This window comes from Undibacterium sp. Ji22W, assembly GCF_049340305.1.
In the GTDB taxonomy this organism is placed as follows: domain Bacteria; phylum Pseudomonadota; class Gammaproteobacteria; order Burkholderiales; family Burkholderiaceae_D; genus Undibacterium.
The window spans coordinates 191,607-208,333 of record NZ_JBMPOU010000004.1 but is presented as its reverse complement, the minus strand read 5'-3'; the positions used below and the strand labels follow the sequence as shown (position 1 = coordinate 208,333).

13 protein-coding genes are annotated in these 16,727 nt (G+C 45.7%); 7 read left to right on the top strand and 6 right to left on the bottom strand.

Annotated elements, in window-relative coordinates; translation table 11 throughout:
- Positions 1-9 precede the first annotated feature (9 nt).
- The gene (locus tag ACO0KW_RS18480; protein WP_423054835.1) at positions 10-2,358 is read right to left on the bottom strand and encodes a sensor histidine kinase; all 2,349 of its coding nucleotides are present in this window, start codon (positions 2,356-2,358) and stop codon (positions 10-12) included.
- A 417-nt stretch (positions 2,359-2,775) separates the two neighbouring features.
- Between ACO0KW_RS18480 and ACO0KW_RS18475 the strand changes: the two genes are divergently transcribed.
- On the top strand, positions 2,776-3,714 hold the full coding sequence (locus ACO0KW_RS18475) for a sulfite exporter TauE/SafE family protein (protein WP_423054834.1): 939 nt from the start codon (positions 2,776-2,778) through the stop codon (positions 3,712-3,714).
- 88 nt (positions 3,715-3,802) lie between these two features.
- On the opposite strand, the gene ACO0KW_RS18470 is transcribed toward ACO0KW_RS18475, so the two are convergent.
- Positions 3,803-4,654 (bottom strand): transporter substrate-binding domain-containing protein, encoded by an 852-nt coding sequence (locus ACO0KW_RS18470; RefSeq protein ID WP_423054833.1) that lies wholly within the window; start codon positions 4,652-4,654, stop codon positions 3,803-3,805.
- 414 nt (positions 4,655-5,068) lie between these two features.
- Positions 5,069-5,422 carry a DUF1428 domain-containing protein gene (locus ACO0KW_RS18465; protein WP_423054832.1) on the bottom strand — a complete coding sequence of 118 codons (354 nt, stop codon included), beginning with the start codon at positions 5,420-5,422 and terminating at the stop codon, positions 5,069-5,071.
- Positions 5,423-6,041: 619 nt separating this feature from the next.
- Here ACO0KW_RS18465 and ACO0KW_RS18460 point away from each other — a divergent pair.
- A complete protein-coding gene (locus ACO0KW_RS18460; protein WP_423054831.1) occupies positions 6,042-7,235 on the top strand; it encodes an aromatic amino acid transaminase in 1,194 nt (397 codons plus the stop codon).
- 105 nt (positions 7,236-7,340) lie between these two features.
- Here ACO0KW_RS18460 and murI read toward each other — a convergent pair whose 3' ends face one another.
- Genes murI through ACO0KW_RS18445 form a run of 3 tightly spaced genes read right to left on the bottom strand, consistent with a single transcriptional unit; the run spans position 7,341 to position 10,406 of the window.
- A complete protein-coding gene (gene murI / locus ACO0KW_RS18455; RefSeq protein WP_423054830.1) occupies positions 7,341-8,213 on the bottom strand; it encodes a glutamate racemase in 873 nt (290 codons plus the stop codon).
- A complete protein-coding gene (locus tag ACO0KW_RS18450; RefSeq protein ID WP_423054829.1) occupies positions 8,206-9,732 on the bottom strand; it encodes a fumarate hydratase in 1,527 nt (508 codons plus the stop codon). Before ACO0KW_RS18450 ends, murI begins: the two co-directional genes overlap by 8 nt.
- Before the next feature lie 35 nt (positions 9,733-9,767).
- Positions 9,768-10,406, bottom strand: coding sequence for a TIGR00645 family protein (locus tag ACO0KW_RS18445; RefSeq protein ID WP_423054828.1), 639 nt, complete (start codon positions 10,404-10,406; stop codon positions 9,768-9,770).
- Positions 10,407-10,797: 391 nt separating this feature from the next.
- Between ACO0KW_RS18445 and acs the strand changes: the two genes are divergently transcribed.
- The 5 genes from acs to ACO0KW_RS18420 all read left to right on the top strand — a co-directional run bounded on the left by acs (position 10,798) and on the right by ACO0KW_RS18420 (position 16,656).
- Entirely contained in the window at positions 10,798-12,777 is a 1,980-nt protein-coding gene (acs, locus tag ACO0KW_RS18440; protein WP_423054827.1) for an acetate--CoA ligase, read from the top strand.
- Between the two features lie 221 nt (positions 12,778-12,998).
- Positions 12,999-14,144: an ABC transporter permease gene (locus ACO0KW_RS18435; protein ID WP_423054826.1), complete on the top strand. Its 1,146-nt coding sequence runs from the start codon at positions 12,999-13,001 to the stop codon at positions 14,142-14,144.
- A 67-nt stretch (positions 14,145-14,211) separates the two neighbouring features.
- Positions 14,212-15,036, top strand: a complete 825-nt coding sequence (locus ACO0KW_RS18430; RefSeq protein ID WP_423054825.1) for an ABC transporter ATP-binding protein — start codon at positions 14,212-14,214, stop codon at positions 15,034-15,036.
- Positions 15,020-15,958 (top strand): MlaD family protein, encoded by a 939-nt coding sequence (locus tag ACO0KW_RS18425; protein WP_423054824.1) that lies wholly within the window; start codon positions 15,020-15,022, stop codon positions 15,956-15,958. The genes ACO0KW_RS18430 and ACO0KW_RS18425 overlap by 17 nt, the downstream gene beginning before the upstream one ends.
- Complete coding sequence (locus ACO0KW_RS18420; protein WP_423054823.1) at positions 15,955-16,656, top strand: ABC-type transport auxiliary lipoprotein family protein; 702 nt, start codon at positions 15,955-15,957, stop codon at positions 16,654-16,656. Before ACO0KW_RS18425 ends, ACO0KW_RS18420 begins: the two co-directional genes overlap by 4 nt.
- Positions 16,657-16,727 lie beyond the last annotated feature (71 nt).

The window sequence follows — 16,727 nt, the reverse complement described above, 5'->3', positions numbered from 1 at the left end:
TCATAGGAGTCAGTGTGGATTTAAGATAGTCCAACTCTCAGTGATTTTGTTGTAGAAGCCGCATTGATGTAAAGCTAGTTCAAAACTTCCATCATCGAGATAGCGTTTCAATTCAGGAAAAACGACTTCGGCAATTCCTTGCCCCTGCACCGTTTTATTACTGGCGAAGTGGCGGGAGCCAGTTAATGCGATACGCAAACCAATGACCGGAAATAATTGGCAATCGTCCAGTTCTATTTTCATATCTTGGTGGGTTGAAAATGGTGCAAGTAAGGCATCAACTTCTCCACTGCTGACCATATAGACCATTTGACGCCAAGTTTTGACATCCATGCAGTGTAAAACGCCCAGCTGTTTTAAGGTATTCCAATCCGCACTCCAGTCGCGATTAGATACCAAACGTAAATGTTTGAAATCTTCCAAAGAATGACAAGATCGTGCATGTTGATTTTGTTGATCGGTGTATATGCCAACGACAGATCTTCCATTTTGGATCATCGCATCGGAAATACAAATTTCTTCTGCGTAGGCAAGTAAATCAGATTCCCAACAACTGGTGGCTAGCGTGGCAATCGTCGAGGCGCGTAGCTGTTCGATCCCATTTGCATAACTATCAACCGGTGTCAATTCATATTGTGCATCCGGCCAGACCGTTCTTAATGCGCGGATAAAAAAAGCGAGTTCTACCACGTCACGCCGGCTATGCTCACCGGAGTATTCCTGAACTTTGAGAATATCTTTGTCGCCTAAGAAATGCACATAATCTTCCAACACATCTTTAGGGACGCCGATTTTTAGTAGACTCTGACTGACTTGTGGTGCTATCAGAGGTAGTACCATGCGGATGCTCGTGCCTTCGCCGGGAAGTGAATGAATTTCAATTCTTCCCCCGAAAATCTGGGTGATGACTGTATGCGCCAGGTGCATTCCCAGACCACTTCCCCCTTTTCCTAATTTTGTCGTGAAAAATGGTTCAAATACACGGCGGAGAATTGCTGCTGGAATCCCATTCCCATCGTCGCTGAAAATGACTTCAACTGAGTCACTTTCATATTTTCTAGCATTGAGCAGCATGTGCCCTTGGGGCATGTTGTCAAACGCATGCAGTAGAGCATTATTAATAAAGTTGATAAAAATCTGACTGAGTGGCCCTGGGTATGCATCCATGACAATATCCGGATCGATATCCACGTTAAATGTATGCGGCGTTTGGCGGATACTTGGCATCATCGCTAGTCGCGTTTCGTCCACGACATCTAATAGACGGAATTCTCGCCTTTGTTCAGAGTGCTGATCCGCTGACAATTGTTTGAAGCTACTAATGAGTGACGCGGCACGCTCGAGATTCTGCTGCAAGATCGCAGTACCGTGATGGGTGTCAGTAAAGAAATCTTTGAGGGCTTTGCGAGTGAATTTGGTTTCGCTGATAATTTCAAGCTCTTTAATTTTGTCTGATATGGTACTACAGACGAGTAAGGCATTACCAATCGGCGTGTTGAGTTCATGCGCAACGCCAGCTACCAATGCGCCGAGCGCAGCATTTTTTTCATTTTGTACCAGCTCATGGCGGGTACCTTCAAGGTTTTGCAGTGTTTCGATCAGGCGTGAATTGCTCGCAGCTAGGGCGCGAGTACGTTCGTCGACGCGTGATTCTAGAGCATGATTACTTCGCTCCAATTCAGTCTGGAGATGCTCCGCTTCTGCCAGAGCTTGTCTTGATAGACGCCACTCCCACACGAGGTAAATTAGAATAATCGCAAGCCAGAGAAAGATAATACTTAAGCGAAATTTTTCTGTAGAGATCCATTGACCAACAAATTCGACAGATATTAAATTAATGTTATGTTTGCCTGGTATGACATTGCCACCCGTTACAAAGCTGATGGCAACGACGTTATTTAGTTGAGGCCCCAAATGTTCAAGGCTCGTCGGATGTGCTTGCGTCCACCAAGATGCAACCATGAATTGATTGAGTTTAAATTCTACTATTTCGGTATTTTGATTGGGTTCAAACACGACCTCATGTGGCTTGAACGTACTCGTCGACTTGAGATTTGAGTAAGCGGGATTATAGTTGCGGAGGAATACCCGCACTGGATGTGTCGCTTCAGGACCATCACTGCTTAGCTGCAATCGCACAGAATCAAATTGATTCAAGTCGAGTCCAAGTTGCTCTTTGTTGAGATCGATAACTAATTCACAGAAGGGCCATTGATATGCTGCAACAATGTCGCAGTCGAGCTGTAATGCCTGGCCTGTCTTTTTAAGTGTTGCAATACTTTTGCCACCTTCGGGGCGATCATCCACTGAGGAAATAGTTAAATTTGTCTGCGGATCAATTCGTAATCGTCGCTTCATCCAGTTTTCATTGGCATACAGTGATAGTAGGCTCAAGAGAATTAAGCCCAATATGAACCGGCGAATGAAGCGACTCACGAGTTGGTTATGGATTTGACGTTGCACGATGAGAGGCAATGAAGTTGCAAAGAGAGTCAATATACGATTTTTATTTTACTCGCATTTGGAATGCTCCAAGCTTGAATCAATGGCTTCTATCTGTTGAAAAGACAGGATTGTTGTTGATTCGTTCGGAGTTTTAAGTTTCGAGTAAAAAGCACTTGCTTTAGCAATACGACGGATAGATACTCCTACATATTTTTTAAATATATTAAAACTGATTTTGCTGAATTGATTCAGGTGAAGTGAGTCAATCACTTACGTCGCATGGGCAATCTATATTTTTTTATCGAACCGATAAGATTTCAGGACACAAAAATGAAATTTATAAGCTATTTTGTAGCAAGCACAATTTGTTTGACGGTGAGCGGATGCAATGTGCACAGTAAAGATCTTAGTGCTGGCCTATTGGTGACTTTTGCCGTGCTCGCCCTCATGTTTGGTTTAATTTGGGCGCGACGTTTGTACTTGATGCGAAAGCAGGGAATTGCGTGGCATTGGCCAAAACCAGTCGAAATTATCATAGGCGCTATTACGGATTTTTTTGATACCTTAGGGATAGGATCATTCGCACCAAGTACAGCTTTTTTTCGTTTAGGTAAGTTAGTACCCGATGAATTGATTCCCGGTACATTGAATGTTGGCCATACGTTGGGAACAATTACGCAAGCGCTGATATTCATTCAAATTGTCAATGTCGCTCCGGCGACTTTATTGCCTATGATTTTGACGGCCGGTGCAGGAGCATGGCTAGGTACCTCCATTGTTGGGAGTTTGCCGCGATTTCATATTCGCATTGGTATGGGCAGTGCGTTGTTAGTCGCTGCATTGATTATGCTGTGTTCATTACTAGGAGTGCTGCCGGCCGGTTTGGACGCGCTCGAGCTCACCGGCTGGAAATGGTGGGTGGGCGTGATTGGAAACTTTATTTTAGGTATGCTCATGCCTCTCGGAATAGGTCTGTATGCGCCCTGTATGATTTTAGTCAGCTTACTGGGCATGAGTCCGATGGCAGCGTTTCCTATTATGATGGGCTCGTGCGCCTTCTTGATGCCGATTAGTAGTGTGGGCTTTATTCGCAATCAAAAATATCTGCCTTCAGCAGCATTAGGGTTGGCGATAGGTGGTGTGCCAGCCGTTCTATTAGCGGCTTATATCGTGAAGTCGTTACCTTTAGATTATGTGCGTTGGATTGTCGTCGTTGTCGTCTTGATTGTGGCGCTTAGCTTGCTGAGGATGGCGTGGCGGGAACGCTAGCTTACACGGCTCTATCGAAAATAACAGTAACAGTGGTGTTGATCATTATGTCGTAGCACTTAAGCCGCAAAATGTAGCACCGTTACTCTCAATTTTTTTGGAGTTCACTCAACTGCTTACGGTATGGCTTAATCATCGTAGCAGGTAACCAGCGTTCATAGCCCGCCTGAAAGATCTTATGGGTGCGTTCAGTATCTACCGTACGTGCCAGGTCAGAAAATACTTTTTCAGTCGCTTTGTTTTTGGTACAACTAAAGCCGACAGGCATGAGTTTGTGATTGCCCTCGACTTGGTAGAATAAAAATTCACCAACAGGTGCGTGGTGGTAAACCATTTCACTCACTGAAGCGATCGTAAAATGAAAGCGTTTATAGCTTAGCATTTTGAACAAAGTTTCAGTCGCCTGGTCATTGTAAATTTCAAGAACACGCTTATCGCCAGCTGCTGCGATAGGTTTAATGTGGCTGTCAATCATTTGCCCCATTGTGCGACCACTAGAAATGCCAAATTGAATCTCTTTGTTTTTTAATAGATCTTCAATATTGATATGTTCATCTTTATTTAGATAAGGTAAAAATCGATCTTTGTCATCGGCACGAATGACGATCCCCATCGGCAGAACCCAGCCATATGGATTTGTGAAGTTTAAAAAATTCTTGCGCTCTGGAGTGTTTACCAAAGCATTGAAACAGTACGCTTTACCGCTTTTTGCCATTTCCAGTAGGCGCTTAGTCGGCACAAAATCTTCAAGAAATCGATATTGCGGTAAGTTATTTTGGACTTCTTCCGTGATACGGTCGATATATCCTTGTTTTGCGTACTTGCCTTTCGCCATTGTTGCTGGAGCATATTCAACTTTGACGATGACGATAGCGTCAGCGTTGCAGGTGTTGGATAGCAGAAACAGCACAGGCAAGCAGTAATGCATTAATTTCGTCATAAAATCTATCAGGAGTTGGTGCCTCATATCTGTGGCATCGACATCGGAGCTCAAACAAAGTAAGTATTACATTGAAATTGCGGATCAATTAAAGCCGCAAAAAAAAGCTGTAAATCAAGCTGTAAAAATACCCAACAAACCGTTTGGTAAAAATTGGTAGAAGTGTGAATCGCTGCTAGGGGAGCATGCTAATGATTCTGAAGTCGCCTATTGTGAGTTTTAGCCATTAAAATTCCTGAACAAATGGTTGTGCTCAATTCCTTGCAAGTATCTAAATAGGCCATTTACAAAGAAGCTTATTAAGCAAAACCCAATGCATGTCTGTTGTGTAGCGACATCAATTCTCACAGGCATCTGTCAACGAACAATTGATCGAATTGACTGGCGGTGCATAGGGCCAGCCGTAAATCATGCCTACAATTCTACGAGTTTCTGAAACCCACCGTAGATCAGCCGCTTACCATCAAATGGCATTGGAATACTCTCCGGCGCAAAACGTGGGTCCGCCATCATCTTTTCCCAAGCGGCATCGCGGACTTCTTTTGAGGGCCACGTCATCCATGAAAATACAACTGTTTCGTCTTCCTTGCACATGACTGCTTGTGGAAATGAGGTTAGTTTACCCGGTTGCACATCATCTCCCCAGCACTCGACAATTTGCAAGACACCGAATTCCTTAAATAAAGCGGCTGTCGTTCTTGAATATTCTTGATAAAGGTCTTTGTTAACAGTGGGAACGGCGATAATGAAGCCATCTACGTAGTCCATATTTGTCTCACTTTCTTGCGCTAGATTAGATGTGTTAGTTGATCATATTTGCATGCAACACGAAAACTGTTCTGTCCCTTTTGGCCGATTAATGACATACGCTCACGAATTCCTCGTCAGATCTTTCAGTCGTTAGTAATTGAGCGTTACGTGAGTGTACGGAATCAATTTTTTTCCCGCAAGTGGCGGAATAATTAAATTTGAGGGGATTACACGATCATGGAGATTCTAGTCTGCAGCAAAAAAACCAAGTCGGTGCGGCTTTTGCTAGGGATAATGTGTCAAAATATCGCCTTTGCGAGATTCTGCTTTATCTGTTTTTTTGCTGTTTTAGCCTTTAGCATGGGCACAAATTCACCGGAAAATATCATTTTCCTTTGCACAAAGACGACGACAAACGCGACAGCTCCTGACTTCGCCCCGCTAGTGACGTGTCGCTTCAGCTTGATCAGCTATTAACTTGTCAACATCTTACGAATATGGATGGCAGAATTGTGGCGTTGCTCACCTGTTTACTATCTTTCTTGTCAACGGTTGGAGCACCCTTAACGTTTTTAGTAGTTTGTTCTGTCTTACTATTTTTTGCAATTTTTGATTTTTCTCACATTGGAGTTTTAACATGTTTCAGCACGTCGAAGCCTATGCAGGCGATCCTATCCTCTCTTTGAATGAAGCGTTCGGTAAAGATCCGCGCCCAAACAAGATTAATCTGTCGATTGGGATTTATTTTGACGATAACGGCAAGATTCCGATGTTGCCATCCGTGCGTGCGGCTGAATTAAAAGTAGTAGCAGCGGCTGGTGCGCGCCCTTATTTGCCGATGGAAGGAGCTGCAAATTTCCGTACCGCAGTTCAACACTTGTTGTTTGGTGCTGATCGTCCAGCGGTTAAAGAAGGCCGTGTAGTGACTTTGCAAACGGTCGGTTCCAGCGGCGGTCTAAAAGTTGGCGCAGATTTCGTTAAACGTTATTTCCCAGAAACGACGATGTTGGTGAGCGATCCGACTTGGGACAATCATCGCGCTGTTTTTGAAGGGTCTGGTTTGGTTGTGAAAACCTATCCTTACTACAATGCTGAAACAGGTGGTTTACGTTTCGACGAAATGTTGGCGAGTCTGAAGCAAGCAGAAGAAAAATCGGTTGTGTTATTACATGCTTGCTGCCACAACCCAACCGGTGTCGATTTGACTAAAGCACAGTGGGAACAATTGGTGCCTGTATTAAAAGAGCGCAATCTGATTCCTTTCCTAGATTTGGCTTACCAAGGTTATGGCGATGGTATCGAAGAAGATGCTTTTGCAATTCGCTTGTTGGCAGATCAAGGTTTGAGTTTCTTCGTCGCGAATTCATTCTCCAAGAGTATGAGCTTGTACGGCGAACGTTGCGGTGCATTGAGCGTTGTTTGCCCAGATGCAGCACAAGCGGTAAATGTTTTAGGTCAGATGAAAGCTATTATTCGTCGCAATTATTCTAACCCGCCTATGCACGGTGGTCAGTTGGTTGCTACCGTATTAACTGATCCAGAATTGCGTCCTATGTGGGAAGCAGAAGTGGTCGCTATGCGTGATCGTATTCAAGCTATGCGTAAAGCTTTGCACGATGTCTTGGTCGCTAAAGTACCCGGCCGTGATTTCAGTTATTTCTTAACCCAGCGCGGGATGTTCAGCTACACCGGATTAACAGCAGCACAGTGTGATCGCCTGAAAGAAGAATTTGGCGTGTATGTAGTGCGCTCTGGCCGTATGTGCGTAGCGGGTTTGAATACACGTAATGTAGAAGCAACAGCATCGGCGATGGCGGCAGTTTTGGCTTAATCTGTTTCACTGATTAAATAAAAAAAGGACAGATTTCTCTGTCCTTTTTTATTGTATGTTGGGGAAATGTCCGCCAAGTGCTGTTGTCATATAGTCGTAAATGTCTTAGATATTTAGTGACTGTGCGACAGGACTTGTTTCACCTTGCGTAATAAATCCTAAAGCCATTTGTAAAGTACGAGCATCACCGCTTGTCCATGCATGAAAAGACTGGGGTTTTTGATGATTCGTATTGCTTAAGTGCTGTTTTTCTAGAAGATCAGATAACCGTCGCGCCACTGCTTCTCCGGTATCGATAATGTGAATTGGCTTGATCTGATTAGCCTGATGTTCGCGAATTATTTGGCGTATTTGTTGCTCGACAAAGGGGTAGTGCGTGCAGCCTAGTACCAACGTATCGACACCCTGATCAAGTAAGGGCGGAACGTAGAGTCGTAGTAAATCCAAAATGGCGGCTGATTTCAGATCGCCTTGTTCGATTTGATTCACCAGACCGACGCAGGCTTGCGGAATAAATTGCGTCAGCGTCTCTTGACTGAGTTGTTCACTTAGTCGATTAAATTTTTCGCTGTGCAATGTACTGCGGGTTGCCAGCACGCCGACAATCTTACTTGCGCTACGTGCTGCAGCTGGCTTGATGCCGGGTTCCATACCGATGATGATTAATGTCGGATAGCGCTCACGCAAAGTCGCAACGGCTGCCGCCGTGGCCGTATTGCAAGCAATGACCAAGGCCTTAATGCGTTGCCGTAAGAAGAATTCCGTAATATTAATACTGCGAGCGATCAATTCTTCATTGCTGCGCTCACCATAAGGAGCGTAAGCGGTGTCTGCAACGTACAAGAAATTTTCAAACGGCAGCTGCTCGCGCAAATGCTTGAGCACGGACAGACCGCCGATGCCAGAGTCAAACACGCCGACAGGCGCATTGCTGTCGGCGTGATTTATTTCTGAATGAATATTTGCAGCATTAAGCAACTGGAATAATCCCGATTTTTGCTTGCCATTCTCTTGGTCCAGTATTGTGCACTGAGGTACCCTGAGAATCGACCGCGACAGTGACCGGCATATCGACGACGTCAAATTCGTAAATGGCTTCCATCCCTAAATCGGCAAATCCAACTACTTTCGCTGTTTTGATTGCTTTCGAGACTAAGTAAGCTGCACCTCCAACTGCCATGAGATAAGCTGATTTGTGATTTTTAATCGACTCTATTGCAGCAGGACCACGTTCTGCTTTACCAATCATCGAAATCAAACCAGTTTTTTCTAACATCATGTCGGTGAATTTATCCATACGGGTTGCTGTAGTCGGGCCCGCTGGGCCAACAGCTTCATCGCGCACCGGATCAACTGGGCCAACGTAGTAAATGACGCGATTAGTGAAGTCCACTGGCAGCGTTTCGCCTTTGGCCAACATATCTTGAATGCGCTTATGTGCAGCATCACGACCCGTCAACATTTTGCCATTTAACAGCAAAGTCTGACCCGGTGTCCAAGACGCTACTTCTTCTTTGGTTAAGGTATTCAAATCGATACGTTTAGATTTTTCTGTGTCGGCGACCCAATGTACATCAGGCCAATTCGACAGTGATGGTGGTTCCATATAAGTCGGACCTGAGCCATCTAATACGAAATGCGCATGACGGGTTGCTGCGCAGTTAGGAATCATCGCGACTGGTTTAGACGCGGCATGGGTTGGGTACATATTGATCTTGACGTCCAAGACCGTCGTTAAACCACCTAGACCTTGCGCGCCGATACCGAGCGCGTTGATCTTGTCGCACAATTCAATACGCAGCTCTTCGGTCTTATTTTGTGGACCACGTAATTTGAGTTCATGCATGTCGATGTCTTCCATCAAGGATTCTTTCGCCATCAACATCGCTTTTTCTGCCGTTCCGCCGATACCGATACCCAGCATGCCTGGAGGGCACCAGCCTGCGCCCATAGTCGGCACTGTTTTCATGACCCAGTCAATTAAGGAATCGGATGGGTTGAGCATCACGAATTTAGATTTATTTTCTGACCCACCACCTTTAGCAGCAAGCTGAACGTCGACAGTGTTGCCCGGCACCAGTTCCATGTGGACAACTGCTGGCGTATTGTCTTTGGTATTTTTGCGATCAAATAAAGGATCTGCAACGATGGACGCACGTAATACATTTTCCGAGTAGGCGTATCCGCGACGAACACCTTCGTTGACTGCATCAATAATTGAGCCAGAAAATCCTTCGAAGCGCACGCCCATGCCGATCTTCAAAAACACGTTGACGATACCAGTGTCCTGGCAAATTGGACGTTTGCCTTCTGCGCACATGCGTGAATTTGTCAAAATCTGCGCAATCGCGTCTTTCGCCGCGGGGCTTTGTTCGATTTCATATGCACGCGCAAGATGGGCGATGTAATCAGCCGGATGGTAGTAGCTGATGTATTGCAATGCAGCTGCAACGGATTCGATTAAGTCATCTTGCTGAATGATGGTTGTGGTAGTCATGATGGGACTCTTTTGAATGAAATGAAATAATTGGTCTAGTGTTTATTCGCTTGCTGCTGAGTCTTAGTCATTAACTGATCGCAATAGGCGATGGCTAATGCCGACATTAAAAATACGACGTGAATCACGGTTTGCGCAATCAAGTCTTTGGCATCATAGGATTTGACGTTGATGAAGGTTTTCAGCAAATGAATTGATGAGATACCGATAATTGCCATCGCCAATTTTACTTTAAGGACGGTCGCATTGACATGCGAGAGCCACTCTGGTTGGTCTGGATGATTTTGAAGGCCTAAGCGGGAGACAAACGTTTCGTAACCACCAACGATGACCATAATTAGTAGGTTGGAGATCATCACTACGTCGATTAAGCCAAGGACTACCAGCATGATGGTCGTTTCATTTAATTTGCTTGGGCGTACTATCGCTTCCACACCTTCTTTGCCATGCGTAGCCGCAACCGACACCGCGTCTAATAAATGTTGCAGGGCAGTTGCATCACCCATCGCGGCGCGTATCAGATCTACTAATTCGACCCAGAAATGATAAACGTAGACGCATTGCGCCAAGATTAGCCCCAGATACAGTGGTAACTGCAACCAACGACTGGCGAAAATAAATTTGGCTAAAGTAGAGAGTTTCTGGGGTTCTACAGATGGGGAGGAATGCGACATTCGATACCTTTATAAACTAATAAATGTTTCACTTGACCTAGTTTTTGATGTTGCAATTGAAACGCAAAACTAAGCGTATAGCAGATGTAAAATTTGCCCGCATTTTACACCGATGAACGGGCAATGTCTGCGGCTAACACTAATTGCAGTTTTATTGTGTTAAATCAAGTAAAACCTGTCGCAGATGCCCCTAATACCACTCACTTAAAAATAGCTTTTTTGGGCTGCTAGCCTTAGAATCAACGTCAAAACATAATAAGCGGTGAATATCAAAAAGGCTTGAAGGCGAATTGGCAAATATTCGTCGAATATGATCTTGAACTTGTCTATACATGTTTCTATGGATTGTGTGCCGAGCTTTTTTGATATTCACAACAGCATGGAGACAATTATGTCGGATCAAGAAGCAAAAACTGAATCACGTGTGTTCCCCCCACCGGCGAATTTTGTTGCAAACGCCGCGATTTCTGGCATGGATGCGTATAACGCACTCTGTGCTGAGGCCGCTAATGACTACGAAGGTTTTTGGGCGAAATTAGCTCGTGAACATCTGCATTGGCATACGCCCTTCACCAAAACTTTAGACGAATCAGAAGCGCCATTGTACAAATGGTTCGATGATGGCTTGCTCAACGTGTCTTACAACTGTCTGGATGTTAATTTACAAAAAGGTCTAGGCGACAAAATTGCGGTGATTTTTGAAGCCGATGGTGGCGAAGTCACTAAAGTTAGCTACCAAGAATTACATACCAAAGTCTGCCAATTCGCTAACGGATTGCGGGCTTTAGGCGTCAAAAAAGGTGATCGCGTCGTCATCTACATGCCGATGTCAGTGGAAGGTGTGGTTGCAATGCAAGCTTGCGCCCGTATTGGTGCAACGCACTCTGTCGTGTTCGGTGGCTTTTCCGCTAAGTCTCTGCAGGAACGAATCGTTGACGTTGGTGCGACACTCGTGATTACTGCTGATGAGCAAGTACGCGGCGGTAAACACTTGCCTTTGAAAGCGATTGTCGATGAGGCTTTAGGCCTCGGCGATTGCGAAAAGATTTCTAAAGTCGTCGTCTACAAACGTACAGGTGGCAACGCGCCGTTTAATTCTGCACGCGATTTGTGGATGCATGAATTAGTTGCCAATCAAGCGATAGAGTGTGAGCCAGAGTGGGTCAATGCCGATCATCCTTTGTTCATCCTATATACCTCTGGTTCGACCGGTAAGCCAAAAGGTGTACAACATTCTTCTGGTGGCTATTTGTTGTGGGCGATGCTCACAATGAAATGGACCTTTGACATCAAACCGAACGATGTATTCTGGTGTACTGCAGATATTGGCTGGGTAACAGGACACACCTATATTACCTACGGACCATTAGCGATGGGTACAACGGAAATTGTGTTTGAAGGAATCCCAACTTATCCAAACGCCGGCCGCTTTTGGGACATGATTCAAAAACACAAAGCGACGATTTTCTACACAGCACCGACCGCAATTCGCTCCTTAATTAAAGCGGCCGATGGCGATGCGGCGATTCATCCGAATAAGTATGATCTGACATCCTTGCGTTTGCTTGGTTCAGTTGGTGAGCCGATTAATCCTGAAGCTTGGATGTGGTACTACCGAAATATTGGCGGTGAAAAATGTCCTATCGTGGACACCTTCTGGCAGACGGAAACGGGTGGGCACATGATCACGCCATTGCCAGGTGCGACACCTTTGGTACCTGGCTCTTGCACCTTACCACTGCCCGGAATTATGGCGGCGATTGTGGATGAAACCGGTGCAGATTTGCCAAACGGGCAGGGCGGCATTTTGGTGGTGAAACGTCCATGGCCTTCCATGATACGTAATATCTGGGGTGATACCGAGCGCTTTAAGAAGAGCTACTTCCCTGAAGAATTGGGCGGTAAGACGTATCTCGCTGGTGACGGGGCTATCCGGAATAAAGACACGGGTTATTTCACGATTACCGGTCGAATCGATGACGTGTTGAATGTCTCAGGCCATCGCATGGGAACGATGGAAATTGAATCAGCATTGGTTGCCAATCCTTTGGTTGCTGAAGCAGCTGTTGTTGGTAAGCCTGATGACACGACTGGTGAAGCCATTTGCGCTTTCGTGGTCTTGAAGCGCAGTCGTCCAACTGGTGAAGAAGCGAAGCAAATCGCACTGGAATTGCGTAATTGGGTGGCAAAAGAAATCGGTCCAATCGCAAAACCGAAAGAAATTCGTTTTGGTGACAATTTGCCAAAAACGCGTTCAGGAAAAATTATGCGTCGTTTATTGCGTGTGTTAGCCAAAGGCGAAGAAATTACACAAGATATTTCTACTTTGGAAAATCCTGCGATTCTTGATCAATTGAAACAAGCGCAATAAACGCCATAAGCAAGCAGCTAATCAGCGAATAGGAAGACGGTAAGCGCAAAAAGCAAGAACTAATCGTTGTATAAAAACGCTCTTCTGATCGTCTAGTTCAGAAGGGCGTTTTTTATTGCCCACAATTGTAATTATTTTGCTTGCGCTTATGTTCGTTGGCGAACGGATGTCTCAACTGAATTCAGTCAAATTTGCGAAATGAAAACTCATTTCCATGACTGATGTCAAACACTTCGACTATTGCCAACAATCCAGCGCCAAGTGGCGCGTTGTTTCTGTCCGGTGATTGGACCGCACGTGATGTTGCCGCGATCGATATCCAAATCAAAGCAATCGACGCACAACTTGCCAATGGACAAAATGAAATCGAATTGGATGGTAGTCAACTCAAGAAAATGGATAGCGCGGGTGTCTGGATCTTGCAACATGCATTAGCCACTATTCGACAGAAAAAAAAGAAGGTAAGACTCTTAAATTGGCCAGCACAATATCAACGACTGATGGATGAAGTCGAGAAAATTGATTCAAATAAAGTCGACGCGACCGTCGTGTCAGCTAATGCGAACATTAAGACAGGATTTTTATATGATCTAGGTAAAAGAAGTGCAAATGCTTTGAATAGCCTTGATATGGTCTTGAGTTTTATCGGCGAAGTCGCACTCTGTTTTTTACAGGTGCTTCGGCAACCTGACCGTTGGCGCTTGCGTATGGTCTCACGACAAATTCAAATTGCAGGTTTAAACGCCTTACCGATTATTGGTGTTACTTCGTTCTTGTTGGGGATCGTGATCGCTTATCAAGGCGCGGATCAGCTTAAGCATTACGGCGCGAATATTTTCGTTGTGGATTTGCTCGGCTATTCGATGTTGCGTGAATTCTCACCATTGATCACGGCGATCATCGTTGCTGGTCGCTCGGGTTCAGCGTATGCCGCGCAAATTGGCAGTATGGTGGTCAACGAAGAAGTCGACGCAATGCGAACCATTGGTATTGTTCCCATTGAGTTATTGGTGCTCCCCAAAATAATTGCTCTCGTCGTTGCACTGCCATTGTTGACGGTATTCTCAGATGTGACTGGCGTAGTCGGTGGCATGGTGATGGCGCGTTCACAGTTAGAAGTGGACCTCACGGAATTTCTTTTACGCTTTGGACATGAGGTCCATCTGCCCTCATTTTTGATTGGTGTCGGTAAGGCCGTGGTGTTTGCGTTGGTGATTGCAACGGTAGGGTGTTTTCAAGGATTTCAGACAAAAGCGAATGCCGATAGTGTGGGGCAGCAGACTACACGTAGTGTAGTGCAGTCGATTTTTATTATCATTATTTTTGATGCGCTGTTTTCCATCGTGCTTAATCTGATTGATCTGTGAAATGAGCCCATCGTCACCTCAATTGAGCACCAGACCGCCAAATTCAGAACGGAAAAATGCGATCGAAATGCGTAGCATCAGCACACGTTTCGGTGACCATGTCGTGCACGACAATTTAGATTTGGATGTTAAGGCAGGTGAAATTTTTGCGATTGTTGGCGGTAGTGGCTCAGGTAAATCAAGTTTGCTGCGCGAAATGATCATGCTCAATCAGGCAAATGCCGGGTCGATCAATATTCTCGGCAAAGATCTTAAAGACATTACGCCAGCTGATGCACTTGATTTACGCCAGCGTTGTGGCGTGATGTTTCAACATGGCGGTTTATTCGGTACCTTAAATATTCGCGACAATATTGCGCTTCCTTTGCAGGAAAACACGGATCTAAAACCAGAATTGATTGCGCAAATCGGCGCTTGGAAATTGCAGATGGTTGGGCTCAAGGTTGAGACTGGCGAGCAGTTTCCTTCCGAATTGAGTGGTGGGATGCTCAAACGGGCATCGATGGCACGGGCGATAGCACTCGATCCCGAACTGCTATTTTTAGATGAACCAACTGCAGGACTTGATCCTACCAGTGCGAGCGGAATCGATCATTTAATTCGCACCCTGCATGATTTATTCAATACGACGATTGTGATCATTACCCACGATTTGGATTTGCTGTGGCAAGTGACTGACAGGGTGGCCGTGTTAGGCGAAGGGAGAGTGCTTGCACTTGGATCGATGCAAGAGTTAGCGGACATGCCTGATCCTGCGGTGCGGGCGTATTTTGACGGAACACGCGCCAGGGCAGCGCAAACTCAGGCGCAGACGCAGCTGACAACATCTCAAATAGACACGAAGCGCAATACCACCCAAATGAACAAGGAAGCAAGTGGACACGAAAGTTAACTATGCAGCAGTTGGTGCCTTTGTCCTGATGCTAGGTGTCGCTTTGCTCGCCGGCATACTGTGGCTCTCAGTGGGTTTTGGTCATAAGAAAGAAATTCAAATGTATCTGGCTATCGTCAACGAATCGGTCGCCGGATTAAATGTGGATGCGCCAGTGAAGTATCTTGGCGTGACGGTGGGAAAAGTGAAATCAATACAGCTCAATCCCGCACAGCCAGAGCAAGTGGTGCTGCAATTCGCGATTGAAAAATCAACACCCATCAAACTGGACACAGTCGCCGTTTTAAAGACTCAAGGTTTAACAGGGATTGCCTATGTAGAGCTGAGTGGTAGCACGGCGGCCTCACCCTACTTGCAAGTGCGAGGTGATAGCCCGTATCCCATTATCGGAACTAAGCCATCGCTCAGTACACGCTTGGAAAATGTTCTGACCACGGTACTGGCAAACTTGGACCGTACGTCGGCCAATGTCAACGCGATGTTTAGCGATGAAAATCGCTTGGAAGTGAAAAAAATTCTCGCCAACAGTTCTTTGTTGATCGGGTCGCTCGCCGATCAGCGCAACGAAGTGCATCGTTTGATTCATTCCGCGACCATGACGGCAGATACCGCCGCACGGATTGCGCCTCAAATCGAGCCTGTGTTGGTGCGTATTAGTAATGCTTCTGATGCATTGGAAAAAATGGCTGATGAAGCAAAACTTGCGAGCAAAAGCGCCAAGCAAGCGATGCAAGGCTTAGATGGTGGAATACACCAAATAACTGACGAAACATTACCAGAGTTGGAACGATTATTAGTCGAACTAAATGCTTTATCCGCATCGGTTAAGCGCCTGAGTGATCAGACTCAACGTAATCCCGCTAGTTTGCTGCGAGGTCGGCAAACTAGCCCCTTAGGTCCAGGCGAAAGAGTCAAACCATGAATAATTTCATTATTTCCCGTCTTATTTCGGCACGTTATAAAAGCGGCATGATCCTGATTGGTGCAGTTCATGTGCTGGTGGGTTGTTCTCTGCTCGCGGTAGATAAAGTTGAACCGATGTCGGTTTATTCCTTGGGACAGTTGGCGCAGGTCGCAGAGCCAGATCGACGAGCACACAATCAAAACGGTAGCAGCGCTCCCGACGCTCCGACCATTCTACTGAGTATGCCACGTGCTGCGGCAGGATTTGAGACGACGCAAATTGCTTATGTGCGACAAGCATTTCAATTGGAATATTTTGGTTTGAGTCAGTGGGTTGCACCCCCGGCGGTAATGTTACTTCCGTTGATAAGCACGGCGTTAGAGCGTAGCGGTGAATTTAAGGCGGTGTTGCAATCGCCTTCGAGAGCGAGCGGACAACTACGCTTGGATATGGAAATTATTCGATTGCAGCAGGAATTTTTTAAGGTGCCAAGTCAAGTGCATTTGACTGTGCGTGTGCACTTGATCGATAGCACAAATCGCCAAGTCATTGCGTGGCAAGAGTTTGATGGAATGCTTGCTGCCACGAGTGAAGATCCATATGGCGGTGTCGTTGCGGCGAATCAGCTTGTCCGTTTGGTCGCGTATGAGGTGGCTGATTTTTGTGTGAAAGCGTATAGACAGAAAGTCAGCCGCGTGGCAATCGGAAAAAAATAAGGTGCCGCGGGTAGTAGCCACGAGCAACAAGTCGAAAGTCGGTATCAAAAATCGCAACATGAGTGAGACAT